The sequence below is a fragment of the Undibacterium sp. genome, from assembly GCF_030683615.1.
Taxonomy (GTDB): domain Bacteria; phylum Pseudomonadota; class Gammaproteobacteria; order Burkholderiales; family Burkholderiaceae_D; genus Undibacterium; species Undibacterium umbellatum.
This window is the reverse complement of record NZ_JAUXQE010000037.1, coordinates 271188-293085: the sequence shown is the minus strand read 5'-3', so window position 1 is coordinate 293085 and position 21898 is coordinate 271188. Positions and strand designations below refer to the sequence as shown.

Sequence of the window (21898 nt, the reverse complement as noted above, 5' to 3'; positions counted from 1 at the left end):
CATGAAAAAATCGTGGAAACACCTGAGCCTGATCGCCTCTGCGGCCAGCATCTTGCTGGCTTCGGCAGGACAGGCTTCGGCCATAGGTTTGTTGCAAGCTTATGAAGCTGCTTTGCTGAACGACCCCACCTATCGTTCTGCAGTCTCGGAAAATATCGCTGGGCAGGAATTCAGGAAAATCGGTCGCGCAGGTTTGTTGCCCAGCATACAGTTCAATTATGGGACAGGTAAAAACAAGGCCGATACTATCGGACCGCCAACGCTGTTTTCGGGTGGCAAGCCGACTATCAATGAATATGAGTACACCAGCCTGACCAATACACTGTCGTTGCGCCAGGTTTTATTCAATCTGGATACAACGGCACGTTACAAACAGGGTATCGCGCAAACCAATTATAGCGATGCAATGTTTTCTGCTCGTAGCAAAGATTTGATGATACGTCTGGTAACTGCTTACGCTGATACCAAATTTGCTGAAGATCAACTGGATTTGTTCCGCGCCCAGCGTGACGCCTATGCAGAACAAAAGCGCATCAATGAGCGTCTGTTTGAAAAAGGTGAGGGTACCCGGACAGATATGCTGGAAACTCAAGCCAAACTGGACGTGGCTGAGGCACAAGTGATAGAGGCTGGCGATAATCTGACCAATTTGCGCAATACATTGACGGCAATTACCGGTCTCGATACCAGCCAGCTTGATGGCTTGCGCAAAGACTTTCAACTTGCTCCAGTAGTGATGAACACCTTCGAAGACTGGATGACGATCGCAACTGAAAATAACCCAGAAATCACCGCTGCCAAATACTCATTGGAAGTGGCCGAGCATGAAATCAGCAAAAGCAGGGCAGGTCATGCACCCAGGCTGGAATTAAACGCGACTTATAACCGTTCAGTTTCAGACAGTGTGACCAATTACAGCCAGGATCAAACGGTAAAAAGCATAGGCGTGCAACTGGTGATACCTATCTATTCCGGTGGTTATGTCAGTGCCATCAGCAATCAATCAGTGGCCAATCGCGACAAAGCCAAAGCAGAGCTGGATGCGACACGCAGCCGCATAGGAATAGAGTTGCGCAAGCAGCACAATGCTGTGCAAAGCAGTGTCGTCAAGATAGCCGCCTTGCAAAAATCCGTCAATTCAGCCAGCATGCTGGTGGAAGCGACCAAGCAAAGCGTTAAAGGTGGTGTGCGCATCAATCTGGATGTGCTCAGTGCAGAACAGCAACTGGTTGCAGCAAGACGTGATCTGGCGCAGGCTAAATACAATTACCTGATCAGCTATTTGAAATTGCGCGTTGCCGCAGGTTCTGTCAAGGTAGAAGATTTGCAGACCGTGGCGGGTTTTTTCTCGCCCATCAATTAATTTTGACTCATAAAGAAAAAACGGCACAGGCTTGAAGCCTGTGCCGTTTTTTTCTTGGGCGAGAGGAATTAACCCGCCAGTTTTTTCTTCAACAATTCATTGACCTGTGCAGGATTGCCCTTGCCCTTGGTCGCCTTCATCGCCTGACCCACTAAAGAGTTGAAAGCCTTCTCTTTACCAGCGCGGTACTCATCGACAGACTGCTGATTTGCGGCCATGACTTCATCGATGATTTTTTCCAATGCGCCAACGTCGGAGATTTGCTTCAATCCTTTAGCTTCAATTACCTGATCTGCCAAGTTCGCATCAGCCGATGGCGCTTGCCACATGGCAGCAAACACTTCCTTGGCAATCTTGTTGGAAATCGTGCCATCAGCAATACGCTGCAACAATATTGCCAACTGTGCAGATGTGACAGGAATGGCGCTGATATCCAGGCCTTCACGGTTCAGGGTTGCAGCCACATCACCCATCATCCAGTTTGCCGCAGGTTTGGCTTGCGCCGTACCAGCAGCAGTCACCACGGCTTCAAAATAAGTAGCCATGCCTTTGGATTGGGTCAAAATAGTCGCATCATATTCAGGCAGGCCCAGTTGCTCAATGAAGCGCTGGCGCATGGCAGATGGCAGTTCAGGCATGGTGGCACGGACTTGTTCTACCCATTCGCGGCTGATTTTCAGTGGTGGCAGGTCGGGATCAGGGAAGTAACGATAATCCATCGAATCTTCCTTACTGCGCATGGAGCGAGTCTCTTTTTTGTCCGGATCATACAGGCGTGTTTCCTGGATGATAGGGCGACCTTCTTCGATTTCATTGATCTGACGAATCACTTCGACATTGATGGCTTCTTCCAAAAAACGGAAAGAATTCAGGTTCTTGATTTCGCAACGTGTACCAAATTCTTTTTGACCCACCGGACGAACAGAAACGTTGGCGTCACAACGGAAAGAACCTTCCTGCATATTGCCGTCACAAATGTCCAGCCAGGTCACTAGCGAGTGCAATGCTTTTGCATAGCCAACTGCCTCGGCGGCACTGCGCATGACAGGCTCAGTAACGATTTCCAGCAAGGGCGTGCCTGCACGGTTCAGGTCTATGCCTGTCATCCGTTCAGCAGCACCGTGCATGGATTTTCCAGCATCTTCTTCCAGATGGGCGCGTGTCAGTTCTATATTCCTGAATTCGGTCTTGCCATCTTTTTCAAAGACGCAAGGCACGAAACCCCCTTGCACGACTGGGATTTCAAACTGGCTGATCTGATAGCCTTTGGGCAGGTCAGGGTAGAAATAATTTTTGCGGGCAAAGATGGATTCAGGCGCGACCAGCGCACCAACTGCCAGGCCAAACTGTATGGCTTTTTCTACCGCGCCTTTATTCATGACTGGCAGCACGCCAGGCAGGGCCAGGTCAACCGGGCTGGCCTGGGTATTGGGTTCGGCCCCAAACTGGATTGAAGAGCCGCTGAAAATTTTTGAGTTGGTCTTGAGTTGCGCATGCGTCTCAAAACCGATAACGACTTCCCATTGCATAATATTTCCTCGTCTTATCTTTAACTTATTGCGCCTGTTCGTTCGCAAACAGGCAGCACATCAATTCATGTCATTACTCGTAGGTACAAAGCCCGGTTTTGGTATTCACTGTCAGCTCTGAAAAATTCCTGCGTGAGCCACATAGCGCTGAGCACGTAGGCTTGATATGCAGGGCATCACCTTCACGTTCCAGGCGTATGCTGCATTGCGAGCCACGCGCTACATCATAACCACGCTTCTCCCTTGCAGACTGGGCGTTCCTGAGCCGTACACGCCAGCCTTTTTCTGTCAATTCTGCTTCCAGGCCATCTTCAGTATCTATGCTGCATTCATGTCCGCGATTGCTGCGAAATACAGAAGACTCCCATTGAAACTCAGTGATTTGCACACCGTTCAATTGCATGCGAGCCTGATCACTGTAAATCAGGCGCTCGCCTTCGGCATCTTCCTGCAGCGTTTGTGTGCAGGCAATACGTGTGTCCAGTGTCTGTGCAGACAAAGTTCCGCATATCACCCACATGGCTGCGCTCAGGAAGATTTTCAAGCTCATACAGGGCTGCGCGTATGCCAGTCTGTGACTTGCTGGAACTGGTGGGCCACATTCAGCAGTTTGGCTTCGTCATAATAATTACCAATAACTTGCAAACCTACCGGACGTTTGGCATTTTTTTCACCCTGACCAAAACCACAAGGTATGGACATGCCAGGCAAGCCAGCCAGGCTGGTCGATAAGGTGAAAATATCGGCCAGGTAGTTGGCTACCGGATCATCCGCCTTGGAACCCAGGTCCCAGGCCACGGTCGGCGCTACTGGTCCCATGATGACATCACATTTCTCAAACGCAGCAGCAAAGTCCTGTGCAATCAGACGTCGAATTCTTTGTGCCTGCAAATAGTAGGCATCATAGTAACCATGTGACAGTACATAGGCACCGACCAGGATACGGCGCTTGACTTCAGGGCCAAAACCTTCAGCACGGGACTTTTTGTACATCTCATTCAAGTCTTTGTACTCTGCTGCGCGATGACCATAACGTACGCCATCAAAACGGCTCAGATTAGAAGAAGCTTCTGCTGGCGCAATCACATAATACACAGGGATGGACAACTCGGTTTTTGGCAGAGAAATTTCTACCAGTGTGGCACCCAGTTTTTCATACTCAGCCAGTGCCGCGCGTACAGCCTGTTCCACATCTGCAGCCAGGCCGTCAGAGAAAAATTCTTTCGGGACGCCGATACGCAGACCTTGCAAAGACTTGTTCAGGTCACGGTTGAAATCTTCTTTTTTGCGTTCCAGTGAAGTCGAATCCTTGGCATCAAAACCTGTCATCGCATTCAGCAAGATGCCGCAGTCTTCGGCCGTCTGGGCGATAGGGCCGCCCTGATCCAGTGAAGACGCAAAAGCGATCATGCCATAGCGTGACACGCTGCCATAGGTAGGCTTGATGCCAGTGACGCCGCAAAACGATGCCGGTTGACGAATAGAGCCGCCGGTATCGGTTGCAGTCACTGCCGGTGCCAGGCGTGCAGCAATCGCGGCTGCTGAACCACCAGAAGAACCACCAGGTACGGCAGTTTTGTCCCAGGGGTTTTTCACCGCACCAAAATAAGAATTTTCATTCGATGAACCCATGGCGAATTCATCGCAATTCAATTTACCCAGCGTGACTGTGCCAGCTTGATTGAACAACTCGACAACAGTCGCATCAAAGGGACTGACATAATTTTCCAGCATGCGGGAACCCGCAGTCGAACGCCAGTCACGGGTCACGAAAATATCTTTATGGGCGATAGGTACGCCCGTCAAGACGCCTGCATCACCACTGGACAGGCGTGCATCTGCTGCTGCGGCCTGTTGCAAAGTCCATTCAGGATTCACATGCAAAAAAGCATTCAGGTCACTGGCAGCAATACGGTTCAGATAATGCTGGGCAAGTTCGGTGGCGGATACCTGCTTGCTTTGCAGCAGGGCGGATAATTGCGAAATTGTTTTGGTATGCATGTGGACTCTATTGCTTATTCAATAACCTGGGGTACGAGATACAAGCCATCTTGTGTCGCTGGCGCTGGCTTTTGGTAATCTTCGCGATGATTGCTTTCGCTGACCACGTCTTCACGCAGGCGTAAAGCCATTTCCGGCAGCAGGGCAGCGATAGGGTGGCTTAAAGGCGCAACACCTGTAGTATCGACTGCCTTTAATTGCTCGACCAGGGAGAAAATACCGTTCAGTTTCTCCAGCGTAGAAACTTCCTCCTCAGCAGAGGTTTCTATTTTTGCCAAATTGGCAATTCTTTTCACATCTTCAAGTGTCAGTGACATAGTTCAGGGGCGCATTTTTGCGCGAAAAAGAGTGTCAAAAAATACATAATTCGACAGGCCACCAAAAGCATAATTTAGGTGTTGGTATCGAATAAATTTAAACAGATTATAAGGTAGAATGGCGGGTTAATGCCCTAAATGGCTTGCTAAATCCCCTAACATGCTCAGTTAAGCTTGGTGAAGAGGTTGCTGGCTGGTTCCCGGTGAAAAAAACGGCAGGGTCAAAAATTCGGTAGCGCAGCCCAATAAAGTAGGTTGAGCCCACAATCAGTTAAACACAGGACAATACATGTTTGGTTTTTTACGTAGTTATTTTTCAAATGATCTGGCGATCGATCTGGGGACGGCCAACACGCTGATTTATGTACGTGGACAGGGTATCGTACTTGATGAACCGTCCGTAGTTGCGATCCGTCAAGAAGGCGGCCCTAACGGCAAGAAAACAATTCAGGCAGTGGGTAAAGAGGCCAAGCAAATGCTGGGCAAGGTACCGGGTAATATTGAAGCCATCCGCCCCATGAAAGACGGCGTGATTGCCGACTTTACCGTCACTGAGCAAATGCTCAAGCAATTTATCCGCATGGTGCATGACACCAAATTTTTCAAACCGTCCCCACGTATCATCATTTGCGTCCCTTGTGGTTCTACCCAGGTAGAGCGCCGTGCGATCCGTGAATCCGCCCTGGGTGCTGGTGCTTCCCAGGTGTACCTGATTGAAGAGCCAATGGCCGCGGCGATAGGTGCTGGCTTGCCAGTGTCTGAAGCAACTGGCTCCATGGTCGTTGATATCGGTGGTGGTACGACTGAAGTGGGTATCATTTCCCTCGGCGGCATGGTCTACAAGGGCTCTGTCCGCGTTGGTGGTGACAAGTTTGACGAAGCCATCGTCAACTACATACGCCGCAATTACGGCATGCTGATTGGCGAGCAAACTGCTGAAGCCATCAAGAAGGCAATTGGCTCCGCTTTCCCGGGTTCTGAAGTCAAGGAAATGGAAGTCAAAGGTCGCAATTTGTCTGAAGGCATTCCGCGTTCCTTCACGATTTCCAGCAATGAAATTCTGGAGGCGCTGACTGATCCACTGAATAACATCGTTTCTGCCGTTAAAAACGCGCTGGAACAAACTCCGCCAGAACTGGGTGCAGATATCGCTGAAAAAGGCATGATGCTGACTGGTGGTGGCGCACTCTTGCGTGATCTTGACCGTTTGCTGATGGAAGAAACCGGCTTGCCAGTCATCGTTGCTGAAGACCCGCTGACTTGCGTCGTACGTGGCTCTGGCATGGCACTGGAACGCATGGATAAGCTGGGTTCGATCTTTTCTTACGAATAATAAGCGTAAGCACCGGACCATCGTGGGATTTGACAGTCAGCGCTGATGTTGGCTGTACTTCCCGTATTTGATGCGGCATGCATCAGTCCTGGCTACTGAAGCAAAGCTGAATTGATTGCAAGTGTAAATGCTTGTTGCGCTGTTCATTGAGAAACACCGGTAAAGTATGGATTACAGCCCACCACCACTCTTCAAGCAAGGCGCCTCTGCGCGCGTCAGGGTGGTCTTCTTTGCCGTTCTGGCGATTTTTCTACTAGTGGTTGATGCCCGTCTGAAATCACTGACTCTGGTCAGGCAGGTATTGGGCAGCGTGCTGTATCCGGTGCAAATGGTCGCCGTTATGCCGCGTGATACCATCAAGCTTGCCTCGGATTATTTTGTCTCAGTCACCACACTGGAAAAAGAAAATGTCCAGTTGAAACGCCAGCAAACCCAGAATGCCGATACTCTGCAGCAGACTGGGCATTTGATGGCAGAAAATGCTCATTTGCGCAAATTGCTGGATGCCCGTGAGCGGCTACAAGTCAAGTCTGTCATGGCCGAAATCATTTACGATGCGCGTGACCCGGCCACCCGTAAGGTGATCATTGATCGCGGCATCAAACATGGTATTGCCCTGTCCCAGCCAGTGATTGATGAGAAGGGTGTCGTTGGTCAGGTCACACGGATTTTCCCGCTGACGGCAGAAGTCACTTTATTGACAGACAAAAACCAGGCCATCCCCGTACAAATTCTGCGCAATGGCTTGCGCAGTGTGGCTTATGGTCGAGGTCAGTCCAGCTATCTGGACATGCGTCTGACGACCAATGCCGATATACAAAACGGTGACCAACTGGTGACTTCAGGCATAGATGGCATCTACCCTCCAGGCCTGGCAGTTGCCAAGGTGGTGCAAGTGGAAAACAAGGCCAACACCACGTTTGAAAGCATACTCTGTGTACCGACGGCTGGTATAGACCGTAACAAGCAATTGCTGGTTTTGCTGGTGCCCACCGACAATCTGACACGTCCTGATACTGAAGATGTACGCGCCAAGAAAGAAAAGCTCAATCGCAAGGTGACACGCGATGCGGCAGCGCCAGCAAGCGACATCAAACCGGTAGACCAGCCCATCAAGGATTTACCGGCCAGGGAAAGCCCGGTGAAAGAAGCGCCGCCCAAAGATGCAGCGGCAGCAAATGGTAAGGAAGCCACCAAATGAATAGCCCGCATTACATACTATTACCGGTCAATCCGGTATTTATCACCCTCAGTTTCGCGGTCGCTTTTTTCTTGAATTTACAGGCATGTGGTGGGTGGGTGGGGGTGCCTGATTTCGTCGCACTGGTGCTGGTATTCTGGACCATACACCAGCCGCGCAAAGTCGGCATAGGCGTGGCTTTTGCCATGGGTTTGCTGATGGATGTGCATGATTCCATCTACATGGGGGAAAACGCCCTGGCATACACTCTGCTGTCGTATTTCGCCATTATGATACACAGACGCGTTCTGTGGTTTCATCCCTTGACGCAATCTCTGCATGTCTTCCCCTTGTTCATGTTTGCCCAACTGGTGCAGCTTGCGGTACGCATGCTGGTGGCACCGGATGCACATTTCCCTGGCTGGGCCTATTTTACGGTCAGCCTGGTAACCACCGTACTGTGGCCAGTTGCTACTCTGCTGCTGCTGGCGCCACAAAGGCGGGCCAAAGATAAAGACCATACCCGTCCTATCTGAACCTGCTGCCCCCGATTGTTGCCTGTTTCAACTTTTTCACTATGACAGAACTTAAGAACACGGAACGCGAACTGCATTACTTCCGCATGCGCCTGATTTTTATCGGCGTATTCGTGTTTCTGTGTTTTGCCGCATTGATTTCCCGCTTTGTCTGGCTGCAGATCGTCAAGCATAATGACTATGCCTTGCTGGCTGATGAAAACCGTATCGACATCGTTCCCGTGGTACCCAACCGTGGCCTCATTACGGACAGGAACGGCATCATCCTGGCGCGCAATTATTCTGCTTACACACTGGAAATCACGCCTTCAAAAATTCGCAAGGACATGGATGTCCTCATCGATGAGCTGGCAATTTTGGTAGATATACAACCCAAGCACCGCAAGCGTTTCCGCAAATTGCTGGAAGATTCAAAAAGTTTCGAGAGTCTTCCCATACGCACCCGTCTCACTGATGATGAAGTCGCCAGGTTTACTGCACAACGCTTCCGCTTCTCCGGTGTCGATATCCAGGCGCGCTTGTTCCGTCAATATCCCCAGGGGGATTCGGCCTCGCATGTGATTGGTTACATAGGTCGCATCAGCCCCAAGGATGCTGAGATTATCGATGAAATGGAAGATGCCGCTAACTACAATGGCACGGATTACATAGGCAAGGAAGGCCTGGAAAAAAGCTACGAAAAAGTCTTGCACGGCAATACCGGTTTTGAAGAAGTTGAAGTGGCTGCCGGTGGCAGGGCTGTGCGCGTGCTGTCACGTTCAGCACCGACCTCTGGCAAGAACCTGATTTTGTCGGTCGATATTGAGTTGCAAAAAGTCGTGGAAGAAGCCTTTGGTGACAGGCGCGGCGCACTGGTGGCTATTGAGCCTGCTACTGGTGATGTGCTGGCTTTTGTTTCCAAGCCTACTTATGACCCTAACCTGTTTGTCGAGGGCATAGACCAGCAAAGCTGGAATGAGTTGAATACTTCCGAAGACAAGCCTCTGCTGAACCGTCCTTTGACTGGGGCATACCCACCCGGATCAACCTATAAACCTTTCATGGCCCTGGCTGCACTGGAGCTGGGAAGGCGCACTACTTCGCAGGCCATTTCTGATCCTGGTTACTTCACCTTTGGCAATCATACCTTCAAGGACGATAAACCTGGTGGGCATGGCATGGTCGATATGTACAAGTCTATAGTGCATTCCTGCGATACCTACTATTACATTCTGGCCAATGACCTGACTGTGGATGTCATGCATGATTTCATGGCACCGTTTGGTTTTGGACAAAAGACGGGCATCGACCTGGAACATGAACGTAGCGGTTTATTGCCTTCCAGTGCATGGAAGCGGGCTGCTTTTAAAAAACCGGAACAAAAACGCTGGGTACTGGGTGACACTATTTCACTGGGCATAGGCCAGGGACAAAATACTTTCACTCCTTTGCAAATGGCGCATGCCATGGCAACACTGGCGAATAACGGCATCATCATGAAACCACATCTGGTGAAAATGACTGAAGACCCGCAAACCAGGCAAAGAACCTTGACTGTACCCAAGGAAAGTGGTCGTATTCCACTCAAACAGGAAAATATAGACTTCATCAAAAATGCCATGGTCGGAGTGGCCAAAGAAGGTACATCAGCCAAGGTATTTCAGGGGACGGAATATGTTTCCGGTGGCAAGACTGGCACTGCACAGGTGGTAGGTATCAAAAAAGGGGAAAAATATAATGCCAAAACCATGGCGGCAAGGCATTTAGATCACTCTTTGTATACTGCCTTTGCGCCTGCTGATCATCCCAAAATCGCGATTGCTATTATTGTGGAAAATGGTGGTTTTGGTTCGGAAGCAGCTGCACCTATCGTACGCAAGGCGCTCGACTACTACTTGCTGGGCAAGCGCCCAAAAGACAAGGACAGCAAAGATAGCAAGGAGCAAGTACCGCCACAGCCCAAGCCACAAAGTGATATGGCCTTGTTCCGTTCTGATGCCGAAATCAAGACACCGGCCGAACCTGATCCAGGCCCCAAACCAGGTGGTGAAACGATAGGCAATAAGGATTGAATATGCAAAAAAATGGCATTAACTGGCATTTCATCCGCTCGCATGTTTTTGTATTTGATGCAGCCCTGGCGATACTGGTTTTTCTTATCATGTCGATCGGCATCATGACCATGTATTCGGCAGGCATGGATTTCCCTGGCCGCGTCGAAAACCATGTCAGAAATATCCTGGTGTCTTTCTTCATCATGTGGGTGATGGCGAATGTTCCGCCACAGACCTTGATGCGTTTTGCGATACCCATATATACCTTTGGTGTGGCCTTGCTGATCGCGGTGGCTGTATTTGGCCTGGTCAAAAAAGGTTCACGTCGCTGGTTGCATGTGGGCATAGACATGCAGCCATCAGAGATGATGAAGATTGCTACACCGCTCATGCTGGCCTGGTATTTTCAAAAGCGTGAAGGTGCCTTGCGCTGGCGCGACTTTGTCATCGGCGCAGTAATACTGGGTATTCCCGTGGCTTTGATCGCCAAGCAGCCAGATCTGGGTACTGCCATGCTGGTCGTGGCGGCGGGCTTTACCGTGGTATTTTTGGCTGGCTTGTCGTGGAAATTTTTGATTTCCCTGGGCGTAGCCGCCGTCGTTCTTATCCCTACTGTGGTCTGGCCAATGTTGCATGATTACCAGCGGGACAGGGTATTGACCATGCTCGACCCGAACCGCGATCCCCTGGGCAAGGGCTTTCACATCATACAATCCACCATTGCTGTCGGCTCTGGTGGCTTGCATGGCAAGGGTTACTTGAAAGGGACGCAGTCCCATCTGGAATTTATTCCGGAACACACGACAGATTTTATCTTTGCTGTTTTCTCTGAGGAATTTGGTTTTGTCGGCAATGTGATCCTGGTCAGTCTGTACTTTTTACTGATCTTGCGCTGCCTGATGATCGCCGCCAATGCACCGACCCTGTTTGCACGTTTGATGGCTGGTTCTATAACTATGATATTCTTTACCTATGCTTTTGTGAACATGGGCATGGTGATAGGTATCGTACCGGTAGTCGGTGTACCCCTGCCGTTCATGAGTTATGGTGGTACGGCACTGGTGACACTAGGAATGGGATTGGGAATCATGATGAGCATACAGCGTAATCGCAAACTGGTGCAGACATGAGTTTGCGCGTATCAGCCATATTTGCCACGTCGCCTAATTACTGGCGGCTGTCTCTGCTGGCAGCCAGCGCTGTTTTGCTGGTTGCCTGCGGCAGCGCACCCAAACAAAATATCATTATCGCAGATAGTCAACGACCATCATCCAGCAATAAATCTTCAGCCAATCAGGCCGCTGCCTTGCCCAAGGCAAATTCTGGCCGTGGCGCTTACTACAAGGATGACGGTCCCGGAGAAAACATTCCCGAAGGGCTGGAAAATACGGTAGACCCCATTCCCACGCTGGAAAATTATTCGCGCTCGGGTAACAAGCCCTATGTCATATTTGGCAAAACCTATACACCCATAGCAGATAGCACCACCCCTTTCATACAGCGCGGTGTGGGTAGCTGGTATGGCAAAAAATTCCATGGCCAAAAGACTTCATCCGGTGAGCTGTACGACATGTATAAAATCACTGCAGCGCATCCCACCTTGCCGATACCGTCCTATGCAAGGGTGACCAATATCGGTAATGGCAAGCAAATCATAGTGCGCGTCAATGACCGCGGTCCGTTCCACGCCAGTCGCATTATCGATTTGTCGTACACCGCAGCGCTCAAGCTGGATGTCATCGGCAAGGGCAGCAGCCAGATCGAGGTTGAGCGTTTATTACCCGCCGATATAGAAAGAATGGCGGAGAACCGCAAAAACCAGCCGATCCAGCCCGTACGCCAGGAGCCAGTGTTGGCAATCAGCACCCCAGTGCCAGCCAGGGAAGCGCCAATTGTGCGCAGTAACCCGACGGCGACCATGAGCATGGAAGAATTGCTGGCCGCCCAGGAAAACAAACCAATAGAAAAATTTACCCAGCCCGTGACAACAGTCGCAACCACGGTGGCAGCTAATTACGCTGCGAATGCAGCCTCAGCAGCGACCCCGGGTTATTACATACAATTTGGTGCCTATGCAATACGCGCCAATGCCGAAGCCATCATGAATCACTTGAAGGGCAGGGCCACCAGCCAATTGCCTGGCTTTGACATCGTCCAGCAAGGCAGCCTGTACCGCCTGGTCAGCGGTCCTTTTGCCAATCGCACTGAAGCTACTGCCGCGATTGCCCAGGCTGGTGAGCTTGGGGTAGGCAAGCCTTTGGTAGTACAGCGCTAAGAACGTGTTTGCTATCATACTGAGCGTGCGTGATCGGGCTTCATGCGCTGCTCTTCACCCGCTGATACGCGCTTGCTACAGATCCTAAACACGTTCCAAGATTTATTCTTGGTCGCCTTGCTTCATTTCCAGTGCCATTTGATACAGGGCATTTTTCTTTTGCCCTGTCAGTTGTGCGGCAAGGCCTGCTGCCTGTTTGACTGAGCATTCTTCCAGCAAAATCTGCAATACCCTGCGGGCTTCCAGCTCTTGCTCATCTGCGACCGTTGCGGCGGCTTCGATCAGGACCACGTATTCCCCTTTTTCCCTGTGGCTGTCAGCGGCCAGCCAGCTTCCAGCCTCAGCCAGGGTGCAGCGATGAATTTCTTCAAACAGTTTGCTGACTTCACGTGCCAGTACGATGCGCCTTGTGTCGCCAAAGATGGCGCGCATGGCAGCCACGGCTTCAATGATGCGGTGCGGAGCTTCGTAAAAAATCAGGCTGGCAGGGATGGCTTGCACTTCCCTCAATATGCTGTCGCGCTGTCCGGCTTTGGCAGGCAGGAAACCAACAAAATAAAAACGGTCATGGATCAGGCCGCTGGCTGATAAGGCACTGATGGCGGCTGACGCGCCCGGCAAGGGCGTGACTGGCATACCGGCCAGTTTGACAGCATCGACGATCTTGGCACCAGGGTCAGACACACCGGGTGTGCCTGCATCGGATACCAGGGCGATGCGCTCGCCAGCCTGCAAACGGGCCAGTATTTTCTCAGCCACTTCGCGCTCATTATGCTGATGGGCAGCGATCAGGGGTTTGCTGATACCATAACGCGATAGCAATTGCGCTGTATTGCGGGTATCTTCACAGGCGATGGCATCTGCCAGCGACAGCAAGTGCAGGGCACGCAGGGAGATATCGGCAACATTACCGATAGGGGTTGCAACTACATATAATGTCGCTGCCGGATAATTTTGTCTGGTCACTGTCTCAATCACAGTGGCACTCGTGAACAGTGCGTTGTCGGTGGTGCTCATGCCTGTTCCTTTATTAGTATGCAAGTTAAGCAAATGAATTAGCCGAGATTGTACGCCAATGAGACTCGCAAAGACTTTAGATCAACAGGATAGTAAAGCGGATGCGGACCAGCGCACCAGTCGTCGCCGTACTGGGGACGACGCAGAGAGCCAGGCGCTGGTGTATTTGCAAAAAGCTGGCTTGAAACTGATACAACAGAATTTCCTGTGCAAAGGCGGGGAAATTGATCTCATCATGCAGGATGGTGCGGTTATGGTTTTTGTTGAAGTCAGGAAACGCAGTTCCATGCTGTTCGGTGGCGCCATTGCCAGCGTCACACCGGCCAAGCAAAGGCGCATGGTGCATGCCGCCCAGGTCTATCTGTTGACAAAAAAGACCCAGCCCGCTTGTCGCTTTGACCTGGTGGCCATAGATGGTGCAGAGATCAACTGGCTAAAGAATGTTATTGTCGCTTGAGGAAATGACAGGAGAGGGGGACTGGAATAGTGAAAGCTGAAGTGAAGGGCGCGTGCCCGATGACTAGGGCAAGGCAAGGACAGAAGCATGCACAGCGATAGTGCGACTATCGTGAGCATTTGCAACGCAGTCACGGTCGGTGCGCACGTGACAGGCACTCTGCTTTCACTGTTACAGTCCACTAATGCCTCGCCTGCCGTATAATCTGACGCAATCAGACTAAGTAAGCATTATGACAAATCAACGCATATTGGCGCACTTCCAGGAAAGTGCAGAATTAAAGTTGCGGGCTGGCACAGAGCTGGCCCAGCCTATTTCAGACGCAGTGGAACTCATGTTCTCGGCGCTGTCTAACGGTAACAAGATACTCGCCTGCGGCAACGGTGGTTCTGCGGCTGACTGTCAGCATTTTGCTGCCGAGCTGGTTGGGCGCTTCGAGCGTGAGCGCCTGCCTTTGCCGGCCATGGCCCTGACGACAGATACCTCAATTCTGACTGCGGTGGCGAATGACTACAGTTTTAATGAAGTATTTTCCAAGCAGGTGCAGGCTTTTGGCCAGTCAGGCGATATCTTGCTGGCCTTGTCCACGTCCGGCAATTCGCTGAGTGTGGTGAATGCTATTAACGCTGCGCTTGAGCGGGATATGCGTGTCGTGGCGCTGACCGGCAAGGGCGGCGGAGAAATTACGAATATCCTGACTGATGCTGATGTCCATATCTGCGTGCCGCATGACAGGACTGCCCGCATACAGGAAGTGCATTTGTTGACTATACATTGTTTGTGTGACGGCATAGATGCCGCATTATTTGGAGGTGATGCTGATGATTAGGAAGTCCTGGAGCAAGCTGGCCAGACCTGTAGCTGTAATAGGTTTATGTTGCGTAACGGCGATGAGCCTGCAAGGCTGTGTTGAAATGGTGGTAGGTAGCGCCGTCATGGGGACTTTTGCCGCGACGGATCGGCGTACCTTTGGTGCGCAAACCGAAGACAAGGCGATTGTTATCAAGGGTGAAACCCGTGTCCATCGCCTGCTGGGAAAAAATGGTCATGTGAATGTTAATTCCTTTAATCGCCGTGTCTTGCTGACCGGTGAAGTGGTTGATGAAAACGCCAAGTCGGCAGCAGAGCGCGAGCTGCGTGCAGTCGAAGGCGTTGTTTCGGTGACCAATGAGTTAGTGATTGCAGGTGCGTCGGATTTGTCTGCCCGCTCCAGCGATACCCTGGTTACCACCAAGGTCAAGGCCACTTTTGTAGACACCAAGGATATTTCGGCAAATGCTTTTAAAGTAGTGACGGAAGCAGGTGTCGTCTACCTGATGGGCCGGGTTACCCAGCGTGAAGGCACGCATGCAGCAAATATCGCCAGCAGCATCAGTGGGGTGCGCAAGGTGGTCAAGGTATTCGAATACATCAGCGAAGAAGAGCTGAAAACCTACCAGGCCACTCCAGACAAGAACCCACCCAGCGATAATTAAACCATTTTGACCGGCATAAGCCGGTCTTGTTCTTTCTGGAGAAAACATGATTGCAATGATCGTTTTATCGGTCATCGTCACACTATTTTCATTCTGGGTCCTGGGTGTACACAAGCGTTTACTGAACGCGCGCAAGCGCATCAAAACTGCTTATACACAAATTGATGCGCAGTTCAAGCGCCGCTATGTACTGATACCCAACCTGGTTGAGATTGCCCAGAGTTATATCAAGCAAGAAAGGGAAGCACTGGAGGCAGTCATTGAAGCACTCAATGAGGCGGTCGAGGCAAATGCCCTCACTGCTAGCCATCCCCTTGCTGGCATTGCAATACTGCATCTGTCGGCTGCTGAAGACAGATTAACTGTGGCGATGGGCAGGATGTTTGCCATTGCAGAATCTTGTGCAGAATTGCAAAGCTCTCCTGCTATGCTGAGATTAACGGAAGAGTTGAACGATGTAGAAAACAAGATTGCCCATGCACGCCAGGCTTACAACGACTGCGCAGTGCAATACAATCATGATATGGAGAGTTTCCCAGGCCCCGCGATTGCCAATATGTTTGGTTTCCAGGCGGCCGAATTAATGCAGGCGGCGGCGCCTGTACTTTAGATTTACTCGCAGTCTGTCGGATATAGGAAACTGCAACAAGCCCTAGACGCCCACAACAGACGAAATAAATTGCAACCTCGTTGAAGGCATGTCAACGCGGAAATTGCGCTCAAATGTTAAGCACGCCACCAAATAATCTTCCTTTATTCCCAGAGATTCCACTAGTGGTTCAGGTTCTCAGGTGCGCCCGACTATGGATGCGGTCGCCATCAATTCATCAATCAGGGCCAGCAAGATCTTCCCTGACATGCGGTGCGGGTCCAGCACAGGCAAAGGCGAATACTTGAGCAAAATCGAAGGATTGATCTTGCCCATGTTTGCCTGGCCCATGGTCCAGCCTGCATAGCGGCGTTCCAGGATCTCTTCATAATCAAGCAGGATCACATCGGTATGGCGGGCGTCGCGCAGGATATGGCTGTACAGGGTGTTGACGGCTTCCCGGCCACCTTCCAGCACTTGCATGAATACCTGGTCGCTATGGCAAAGCACACCCGTGATCCCGTGTTGCGGATTATGTTGACGTGACTGGCTGACGATGGATTGCACGACATCGCACATTTTTTCATCCACGACGCGGCTGGCGTAAAGTAAGCGTACTAGCATGGTAAATCCTGGTTAGCGTTTGATCAGGGATAAAAATTCACGGCGCAGGTTCGCATCTTTCAGGAAGGAGCCGTGCATCACACTATTAATCATGGCCGTTTCCATGTCTTTCACACCGCGCCAATGCATGCAAAAATGGTCTGCTTCCATGACCACGGCCAAACCATCTGGCTGCATTTTTTCTTGCAGGGTATCCGCCAGTTGCACTACCGCTTCCTCCTGTATCTGTGGGCGACTCATGACCCACTCAGCTATACGCGCATATTTCGACAAGCCTATCAGGTTGGAATGTTCGTTCGGCATCACACCTATCCAGACCTTGCCAATAATGGGGCACAGGTGATGTGAACAGGCGCTGCGCACCGTGATCGGGCCTATGATCATCAATTCATTCAAATGCGAGGCATTCGGGAATTCGGTGACCGGAGGCATGGGCACATAACGGCCCTTGAATACTTCCTGTATAAACATCTTGGCGACGCGGCGGCCAGTATCCTGAGTGTTGTGGTCACTTTCGGTATCTATCACCAGGCTTTCCAGCACGGCACGCAGTTTTTCTTCTACTTCAGCCTGCAGTTCATCCATTTCGCCAGCTTCTATGAATTGGGCGATATTGTCATTGGCGTGAAAACGCGTCTTGCTGGCCGTGATGCGTTCACGTATGCGCTGAGAGACGGGGATATTGACAGCTTTATAAGCAAGGGGCGTATCGTTCGACATGCTGAAAACCGTGATTTAAAAAGTCTATGGTAACTGAATTGTCAAACTGGTGTTGCGGACGTGTGATCTAGGCCGCAGGCGGCATATTATTAAGCTGGTATTCGGCTTCGCGTTCTGCTTTCCACAATGGCAGGCAATGCGGGCAAAAGCAGCTGGCGTCCATCTTCAATTCACCATCGGGCAGTTTTTTGAACGCAATCGGTGGCAGGGCAGTGCACCAGCATGCCTGTCCGGTATTGTCCTCCATCGCACAGGTAAATTCAGCCTGGCATCGTGGGCAAACGCTCATTTCACACTGTCTTCGCGACCAATATTGTCGGCTTCTGCGGGCAAACCTTCGCTGGCAGTTTTTTTCATTGCCTTGCGCAAGAAAGACATCTGTCCGTCAAAGCCGGTGCAGGAGCGACAGATCGCCAAATGCATTTTTAACTGGGTGCGCTCAGATAAGCTGAGCGGACGGTCCAAACCCTCGGAAATAAGCTGATGCGCTTGTTTGCAAACAATAAAGACACTCATATTTTTTCTCCTGACGACACCTTGCCAAACCAGTTCAGGTCCAGGCATTCACGCAGGCGTAACCGCGCACGATAGAGCACTACCCACAGATTAGACGTACTCAATTCCAATTCCTTACAAATTTCTTCTGTCTCCAGTTCCAGCCACTCGCGCATCATGAATACACGCGCAGTTTTGGCGGGCAGGTTTTCCAGGCAGATTTCCAGCACCCGAAAAAAATCTTTTTGCTGCAGTGTCGCTTCAGGAGCACCCCAGGCAGTGGCCGTGCCTATCACATGGCCGTTAGCATTAAATAAACTGTCTATCAAATCGTCTTCTGACTCGTCATCCTTGATCTCCAGCTGCTTTTCTTTTTTCAGTGAACGCAGGTGATCGATGATTTTGAACTTCAAAATGCCTGTCACGTAAGTACGCAGAGAAGAATTGCCCGCAAAGCTGTCTGGCTTTTCCAGTACCGCCAACAAGGTTTCCTGCACTGCATCTTCTGCCGCGCACTCATTGCGTAGTTGCAATTGTGCAAACCGATACAAGCCTGGACGCAGGTTTTCTAGTTGCTGATGTAAATCTGGGATCGATGTCATAAGTCTCGTGACTGAATTGGGAAAGCTTTCGCCGCAAATCCTGTAAAATTCAGGGTTGATGAAACAACCCACTATGATACCTTCAGGATACCGTCATTATGAGCGATTTGAATGCTAACCCGGCAGAAACCTCTGCACACGAAGATCGACTGGCAGGTGTAGAGCCCGCGATCAAGGCGGAAATTCTGGCGGAAGCCCTGCCTTATATCCGTAAATTCCATGGCAAAACCATCGTTGTCAAATACGGTGGCAATGCCATGACAGAAGAACGCCTGAAACATGGTTTTGCCCGTGATGTCATTTTGCTCAAGCTGGTCGGCATGAATCCGGTCGTGGTTCATGGTGGTGGCCCGCAAATTGATAATGCGCTCAAAAAAATGGGCAAGCAGGGGACTTTCATCCAGGGTATGCGTATCACAGATGAAGAAACCATGGAAGTCGTTGAATGGGTGCTCGGTGGTGAAGTGCAGCAAGATATCGTCATGCTGATTAACCACTACGGTGGCCAGGCAGTAGGTCTGACCGGGAAGGACGGCGGCTTGATCCGCGCCCGCAAGATGATGATGCCTGACCGCGAGAATCCGGGCGCTATGCTTGACATCGGTTATGTTGGTGAAATAGATGCAATCAACCCCGCTGTTGTCAAAGCGCTGCAGGATGATGCCTTCATTCCTATCATTTCTCCTATCGGCTTTGGCGAAGATGGTCAGGCTTACAACATCAATGCCGATCTGGTCGCAGGCAAGATTGCCGAAATCCTGAAAGCTGAAAAACTCATCATGATGACCAATATCCCTGGCGTGCTCGACAAACAGGGCAATCTGGTGACTGACTTGTCAGCCCGTGAAATTGATGAAATGTTTGCTGACGGTACAATTTCTGGCGGCATGTTGCCAAAAATTTCATCGGCACTCGACGCTGCCAAGTCTGGTGTGAACACCGTGCATATCATTGATGGCCGCATCGAACATTCGCTGTTGCTGGAAGTGCTGACCGAACAAGCCTTCGGTACCATGATACGCAGCCATTGATGAATCAATATCAGTTGGTGGAGCGCCTGCCTCATGCGTAGACGCTCCGAGCCCTTGTGGCTGTTTGACCTGGACAATACGCTGCACAATGCTTCACATGCGATTTTCCCTGTCATCAGCCAGAACATGAATGCTTTCCTGGCGCGTGTACTTGGGCAAGGCGGTCAGCCTGCAGATGCTGAAAGTGTGAATGCCATACGCCAGCAATACTATGCCCGTTATGGCGTCACCATGCTGGGCATGGTCAGGCATCATGGCGTCAGGGCAGATGAATTTTTGCACGAGGTCCATCATTTCGATGACCTTAGCAGCATGATCCGGCATGAGCGCGGTTTGAAAAAGCTGTTGCGCCGTTTGCCTGGTAAAAAGATTCTGCTGACCAATGCACCGCGCGTGTACTCAGGCCGGGTACTCAGGCATATGGGTTTGCACAAGCATTTCGATGCGCATATCCCTGTGGAAGCGATGCGTGTGCATGGTCAATTGCAGCCCAAGCCGTCGCGCCCTTATCTGCGCAAGTTGCTGGCGACTTATGGCAAGCAGGCAAGAGACTGCATACTGGTGGAAGATAGTGTAGAGAATTTACTTGCAGCAAAGCAAGAAGGTCTGCGCACCGCCTGGGTCACAGGGTATACTCCTGCCCATCAGCGTAAAAGAGCTGCTGCCTGTGCCGACGTCAAAGTAAAATCCGTCATACAACTCGCCCGCCACATCCACCGTCTGCGCGCCTGAAGCTGCGTACAGATAAAATGTGAAGGGGGATTGCCCACTGGCTGACTGGTCTTTAAAATCTCGCCCCGGATGTGGCTGAATTGCTGCATCCCCTTTTTGAATCCACTATTTGACACTATGGCCAGCACCAAACCCGGCGAACGTAAATTACAAATACTCCAGACGCTGGCGGCGATGCTTGAGCATCCCAAAGGTGAAAAGGTCACAACCGCTGCACTGGCTGCCAAAGTCGCCGTGTCAGAAGCGGCGCTATATCGCCATTTCGCCAGCAAGGCCCAGATGTTTGAAGGCTTGATCGAGTTCATCGAAACCTCCGTCTTTGGTCTGATTAACCAGATCAATGAAAGCCAGGAAGATGGCATGGTGCAAGCCCAGTCCACCATCCTGATGTTGCTCAATTTTGCCGAACGCAATCCCGGTATGACACGCGTGTTGATTGGTGACGCTCTGGTGAATGAAGATGAGCGCCTGCAATTGCGCATGAACCAATTGGCCGAGCGCATGGAAATGGCATTCCGTCAGTCTTTACGCCTGGCAGCCAGCCAGGGGCATTTTGCTGAAGAAGAGGCGCAAGCCCGTGCCAGCCTTTTGTGCAGTTTTGTCATGGGGCGCTGGTTGCGTTTTGCCAAGACGGGCTTCAAACTGTTGCCGACTGAACAGGCAAACATGCATATCGCCTTGTTGTTGCTTTGATATTGCGTTGATATTGAGTTGATCAGTTAATCAATAAGGCCTCATTGCACTTCATCGCTGGCTGACGCATCATATCCTTGTTTTATCCATACAGGATTTCGACAGCCACCGATGAAGATTCCTCAGCAACCCGGACGTTTATTCCTGTGGCGTGGAGCCGCTCTGGTGATTTCACCAGGCATAGATTCGTCATTGCATACCCATTTTGCGTTGCAACTCAGCTACGGCCTGGAACGTCCGTTTCGCGCCCGACTGAACACAGAGCATGACTGGACGGCAAGCCGCAGCGCCAGCTTTGCACCGCATGATGCCCACCAGATAGACAGCGACGGCGGCATGCTGGCACATCTGTTCCTGGAAATGCCGGAGGCAGTGAAGTTGAATGGGACGGATTTGCAGGCAGAGTTCGGGACGCAGCCTGAATTTCAGGCACTGGTAACCAGTCTCCTGGATAATCGCCACCAGTCACTGGATATGGCTGGTGCGCTCCGTATACGGCAAACCTGGCAAGCCTGTGCCTTGCCGCAAAGTCTGAGCAGTAATTCCCTCGATAGCCGCATCCTCTGTGCGCTGGACGCCATTGCCGCCAGTCATGGCGCAGATTGCAGTGGTCAGAGTCTGGCGAGGCGCGTGCATTTATCTGAAAGCCGTTTCACCCACTTATTCCGCCTGCAGACTGGCATGTCTTTGTCTCGCTATCTTCTGTGGTCGCGCATGGTGGAAGCGGTGGCGGCAGTTGCCCAGGGCAATAACATGACCGCCGCTGCTCATGCTTCCGGGTTTGCCGACCTGGCCCATATGAGCCGCACCTTCCGCAGCATGATGGGGGTGGCACCCTCAGAATTGCACAGGATGGCGATTGCGTTCAAGCAGGATGTCATTTGATGGATTACTCT

Annotated in this window: 25 protein-coding genes; 15 read left to right on the top strand and 10 right to left on the bottom strand. The window is 51.2% G+C overall.

Annotated elements, in window-relative coordinates; all coding sequences use genetic code 11:
• Position 1 precedes the first annotated feature (1 nt).
• The gene (locus Q8K39_RS20995) at positions 2-1363 is read left to right on the top strand and encodes a TolC family outer membrane protein (protein WP_305263153.1); all 1362 of its coding nucleotides are present in this window, start codon (positions 2-4) and stop codon (positions 1361-1363) included.
• A 68-nt stretch (positions 1364-1431) separates the two neighbouring features.
• Here Q8K39_RS20995 and gatB read toward each other — a convergent pair whose 3' ends face one another.
• Genes gatB through gatC form a run of 4 tightly spaced genes read right to left on the bottom strand, consistent with a single transcriptional unit; the run spans position 1432 to position 5210 of the window.
• Positions 1432-2910: an Asp-tRNA(Asn)/Glu-tRNA(Gln) amidotransferase subunit GatB gene (gene gatB, locus Q8K39_RS20990; protein ID WP_305263166.1), complete on the bottom strand. Its 1479-nt coding sequence runs from the start codon at positions 2908-2910 to the stop codon at positions 1432-1434.
• A gap of 55 nt (positions 2911-2965) precedes the next feature.
• A complete protein-coding gene (locus tag Q8K39_RS20985; protein WP_186955076.1) occupies positions 2966-3442 on the bottom strand; it encodes a hypothetical protein in 477 nt (158 codons plus the stop codon).
• On the bottom strand, positions 3439-4893 hold the full coding sequence (gene gatA / locus Q8K39_RS20980; protein WP_305263152.1) for an Asp-tRNA(Asn)/Glu-tRNA(Gln) amidotransferase subunit GatA: 1455 nt from the start codon (positions 4891-4893) through the stop codon (positions 3439-3441). Before gatA ends, Q8K39_RS20985 begins: the two co-directional genes overlap by 4 nt.
• 14 nt (positions 4894-4907) lie before the next feature.
• Positions 4908-5210 carry an Asp-tRNA(Asn)/Glu-tRNA(Gln) amidotransferase subunit GatC gene (gene gatC, locus Q8K39_RS20975; protein ID WP_186955074.1) on the bottom strand — a complete coding sequence of 101 codons (303 nt, stop codon included), beginning with the start codon at positions 5208-5210 and terminating at the stop codon, positions 4908-4910.
• Between the two features lie 289 nt (positions 5211-5499).
• Between gatC and Q8K39_RS20970 the strand changes: the two genes are divergently transcribed.
• From Q8K39_RS20970 to Q8K39_RS20945, 6 genes are all read left to right on the top strand, one after another.
• Entirely contained in the window at positions 5500-6543 is a 1044-nt protein-coding gene (locus Q8K39_RS20970) for a rod shape-determining protein (protein ID WP_162061166.1), read from the top strand.
• A 166-nt stretch (positions 6544-6709) separates the two neighbouring features.
• Entirely contained in the window at positions 6710-7744 is a 1035-nt protein-coding gene (gene mreC / locus Q8K39_RS20965) for a rod shape-determining protein MreC (protein ID WP_305263151.1), read from the top strand.
• Positions 7741-8259, top strand: coding sequence for a rod shape-determining protein MreD (mreD, locus tag Q8K39_RS20960; protein ID WP_305263150.1), 519 nt, complete (start codon positions 7741-7743; stop codon positions 8257-8259). Before mreC ends, mreD begins: the two co-directional genes overlap by 4 nt.
• A 41-nt stretch (positions 8260-8300) precedes the next feature.
• The gene (gene mrdA / locus Q8K39_RS20955; RefSeq protein ID WP_186955071.1) at positions 8301-10310 is read left to right on the top strand and encodes a penicillin-binding protein 2; all 2010 of its coding nucleotides are present in this window, start codon (positions 8301-8303) and stop codon (positions 10308-10310) included.
• Positions 10311-10312: 2 nt separating this feature from the next.
• Positions 10313-11422, top strand: coding sequence for a rod shape-determining protein RodA (gene rodA, locus Q8K39_RS20950; RefSeq protein WP_370868654.1), 1110 nt, complete (start codon positions 10313-10315; stop codon positions 11420-11422).
• A complete protein-coding gene (locus Q8K39_RS20945; RefSeq protein WP_305263149.1) occupies positions 11419-12567 on the top strand; it encodes a septal ring lytic transglycosylase RlpA family protein in 1149 nt (382 codons plus the stop codon). The genes rodA and Q8K39_RS20945 overlap by 4 nt, the downstream gene beginning before the upstream one ends.
• 102 nt (positions 12568-12669) lie before the next feature.
• Here the strand turns inward: Q8K39_RS20945 and rsmI are convergent, their stop codons facing one another.
• Positions 12670-13584: a 16S rRNA (cytidine(1402)-2'-O)-methyltransferase gene (gene rsmI / locus Q8K39_RS20940; RefSeq protein WP_305263148.1), complete on the bottom strand. Its 915-nt coding sequence runs from the start codon at positions 13582-13584 to the stop codon at positions 12670-12672.
• Between the two features lie 58 nt (positions 13585-13642).
• Between rsmI and Q8K39_RS20935 the strand changes: the two genes are divergently transcribed.
• From Q8K39_RS20935 to Q8K39_RS20920, 4 genes are all read left to right on the top strand, one after another.
• Positions 13643-14041 (top strand): YraN family protein, encoded by a 399-nt coding sequence (locus tag Q8K39_RS20935; protein ID WP_305263147.1) that lies wholly within the window; start codon positions 13643-13645, stop codon positions 14039-14041.
• A 232-nt stretch (positions 14042-14273) separates the two neighbouring features.
• Positions 14274-14870: a phosphoheptose isomerase gene (locus Q8K39_RS20930; RefSeq protein ID WP_305263146.1), complete on the top strand. Its 597-nt coding sequence runs from the start codon at positions 14274-14276 to the stop codon at positions 14868-14870.
• A complete protein-coding gene (locus Q8K39_RS20925; RefSeq protein WP_370868653.1) occupies positions 14857-15516 on the top strand; it encodes a BON domain-containing protein in 660 nt (219 codons plus the stop codon). The genes Q8K39_RS20930 and Q8K39_RS20925 overlap by 14 nt, the downstream gene beginning before the upstream one ends.
• 46 nt (positions 15517-15562) lie before the next feature.
• Positions 15563-16126: a LemA family protein gene (locus Q8K39_RS20920; protein WP_305263144.1), complete on the top strand. Its 564-nt coding sequence runs from the start codon at positions 15563-15565 to the stop codon at positions 16124-16126.
• 177 nt (positions 16127-16303) lie between these two features.
• Here Q8K39_RS20920 and Q8K39_RS20915 read toward each other — a convergent pair whose 3' ends face one another.
• From Q8K39_RS20915 to Q8K39_RS20895, 5 genes are all read right to left on the bottom strand, one after another.
• Positions 16304-16729 carry a BLUF domain-containing protein gene (locus Q8K39_RS20915; protein WP_186955063.1) on the bottom strand — a complete coding sequence of 142 codons (426 nt, stop codon included), beginning with the start codon at positions 16727-16729 and terminating at the stop codon, positions 16304-16306.
• A 12-nt stretch (positions 16730-16741) separates the two neighbouring features.
• The gene (gene folE, locus Q8K39_RS20910; RefSeq protein ID WP_305263143.1) at positions 16742-17449 is read right to left on the bottom strand and encodes a GTP cyclohydrolase I; all 708 of its coding nucleotides are present in this window, start codon (positions 17447-17449) and stop codon (positions 16742-16744) included.
• A gap of 67 nt (positions 17450-17516) precedes the next feature.
• Complete coding sequence (locus tag Q8K39_RS20905) at positions 17517-17738, bottom strand: cysteine-rich CWC family protein (RefSeq protein ID WP_305263142.1); 222 nt, start codon at positions 17736-17738, stop codon at positions 17517-17519.
• A complete protein-coding gene (locus Q8K39_RS20900; RefSeq protein WP_186955060.1) occupies positions 17735-17965 on the bottom strand; it encodes a zf-HC2 domain-containing protein in 231 nt (76 codons plus the stop codon). Before Q8K39_RS20900 ends, Q8K39_RS20905 begins: the two co-directional genes overlap by 4 nt.
• Positions 17962-18546 (bottom strand): sigma-70 family RNA polymerase sigma factor, encoded by a 585-nt coding sequence (locus Q8K39_RS20895; RefSeq protein ID WP_186955059.1) that lies wholly within the window; start codon positions 18544-18546, stop codon positions 17962-17964. The genes Q8K39_RS20900 and Q8K39_RS20895 overlap by 4 nt, the downstream gene beginning before the upstream one ends.
• A 98-nt stretch (positions 18547-18644) precedes the next feature.
• On the opposite strand from Q8K39_RS20895, the gene argB reads away from it, so the two are divergent.
• The 4 genes from argB (at position 18645) to Q8K39_RS20875 (ending at position 21887) form a co-directional block, all read left to right on the top strand.
• On the top strand, positions 18645-19577 hold the full coding sequence (argB, locus tag Q8K39_RS20890; protein ID WP_230413811.1) for an acetylglutamate kinase: 933 nt from the start codon (positions 18645-18647) through the stop codon (positions 19575-19577).
• Between the two features lie 33 nt (positions 19578-19610).
• Positions 19611-20309 (top strand): pyrimidine 5'-nucleotidase, encoded by a 699-nt coding sequence (locus Q8K39_RS20885; protein ID WP_186955058.1) that lies wholly within the window; start codon positions 19611-19613, stop codon positions 20307-20309.
• Positions 20310-20426: 117 nt separating this feature from the next.
• Positions 20427-21002, top strand: a complete 576-nt coding sequence (gene slmA / locus Q8K39_RS20880; protein ID WP_305263141.1) for a nucleoid occlusion factor SlmA — start codon at positions 20427-20429, stop codon at positions 21000-21002.
• A 111-nt stretch (positions 21003-21113) separates the two neighbouring features.
• Positions 21114-21887 (top strand): helix-turn-helix transcriptional regulator, encoded by a 774-nt coding sequence (locus Q8K39_RS20875; RefSeq protein WP_305263140.1) that lies wholly within the window; start codon positions 21114-21116, stop codon positions 21885-21887.
• Positions 21888-21898 lie beyond the last annotated feature (11 nt).

Bases quoted from the DNA above. Each gene is read 5' to 3' on its own strand.
- Q8K39_RS20875 (WP_305263140.1), top strand. From the start codon at position 21,114: ATGAAGATTCCTCAGCAACCCGGACGTTTATTCCTGTGGCGTGGAGCC.
- mreD (WP_305263150.1), top strand. From the start codon at position 7,741: ATGAATAGCCCGCATTACATACTATTACCGGTCAATCCGGTATTTATC.
- Q8K39_RS20895 (WP_186955059.1), bottom strand. From the start codon at position 18,546: ATGACATCGATCCCAGATTTACATCAGCAACTAGAAAACCTGCGTCCA.
- rodA (WP_370868654.1), top strand. From the start codon at position 10,313: ATGCAAAAAAATGGCATTAACTGGCATTTCATCCGCTCGCATGTTTTT.
- Q8K39_RS20915 (WP_186955063.1), bottom strand. From the start codon at position 16,729: ATGCTAGTACGCTTACTTTACGCCAGCCGCGTCGTGGATGAAAAAATG.
- Q8K39_RS20930 (WP_305263146.1), top strand. From the start codon at position 14,274: ATGACAAATCAACGCATATTGGCGCACTTCCAGGAAAGTGCAGAATTA.
- Q8K39_RS20985 (WP_186955076.1), bottom strand. From the start codon at position 3,442: ATGAGCTTGAAAATCTTCCTGAGCGCAGCCATGTGGGTGATATGCGGA.
- Q8K39_RS20995 (WP_305263153.1), top strand. From the start codon at position 2: ATGAAAAAATCGTGGAAACACCTGAGCCTGATCGCCTCTGCGGCCAGC.
- Q8K39_RS20970 (WP_162061166.1), top strand. From the start codon at position 5,500: ATGTTTGGTTTTTTACGTAGTTATTTTTCAAATGATCTGGCGATCGAT.
- slmA (WP_305263141.1), top strand. From the start codon at position 20,427: ATGGCCAGCACCAAACCCGGCGAACGTAAATTACAAATACTCCAGACG.
- mreC (WP_305263151.1), top strand. From the start codon at position 6,710: ATGGATTACAGCCCACCACCACTCTTCAAGCAAGGCGCCTCTGCGCGC.
- Q8K39_RS20905 (WP_305263142.1), bottom strand. From the start codon at position 17,738: ATGAGCGTTTGCCCACGATGCCAGGCTGAATTTACCTGTGCGATGGAG.
- Q8K39_RS20920 (WP_305263144.1), top strand. From the start codon at position 15,563: ATGATTGCAATGATCGTTTTATCGGTCATCGTCACACTATTTTCATTC.
- folE (WP_305263143.1), bottom strand. From the start codon at position 17,449: ATGTCGAACGATACGCCCCTTGCTTATAAAGCTGTCAATATCCCCGTC.
- Q8K39_RS20900 (WP_186955060.1), bottom strand. From the start codon at position 17,965: ATGAGTGTCTTTATTGTTTGCAAACAAGCGCATCAGCTTATTTCCGAG.
- argB (WP_230413811.1), top strand. From the start codon at position 18,645: ATGAGCGATTTGAATGCTAACCCGGCAGAAACCTCTGCACACGAAGAT.
- Q8K39_RS20935 (WP_305263147.1), top strand. From the start codon at position 13,643: ATGAGACTCGCAAAGACTTTAGATCAACAGGATAGTAAAGCGGATGCG.
- Q8K39_RS20945 (WP_305263149.1), top strand. From the start codon at position 11,419: ATGAGTTTGCGCGTATCAGCCATATTTGCCACGTCGCCTAATTACTGG.
- rsmI (WP_305263148.1), bottom strand. From the start codon at position 13,584: ATGAGCACCACCGACAACGCACTGTTCACGAGTGCCACTGTGATTGAG.
- gatA (WP_305263152.1), bottom strand. From the start codon at position 4,893: ATGCATACCAAAACAATTTCGCAATTATCCGCCCTGCTGCAAAGCAAG.
- gatC (WP_186955074.1), bottom strand. From the start codon at position 5,210: ATGTCACTGACACTTGAAGATGTGAAAAGAATTGCCAATTTGGCAAAA.
- mrdA (WP_186955071.1), top strand. From the start codon at position 8,301: ATGACAGAACTTAAGAACACGGAACGCGAACTGCATTACTTCCGCATG.
- Q8K39_RS20925 (WP_370868653.1), top strand. From the start codon at position 14,857: ATGCTGATGATTAGGAAGTCCTGGAGCAAGCTGGCCAGACCTGTAGCT.
- Q8K39_RS20885 (WP_186955058.1), top strand. From the start codon at position 19,611: ATGCGTAGACGCTCCGAGCCCTTGTGGCTGTTTGACCTGGACAATACG.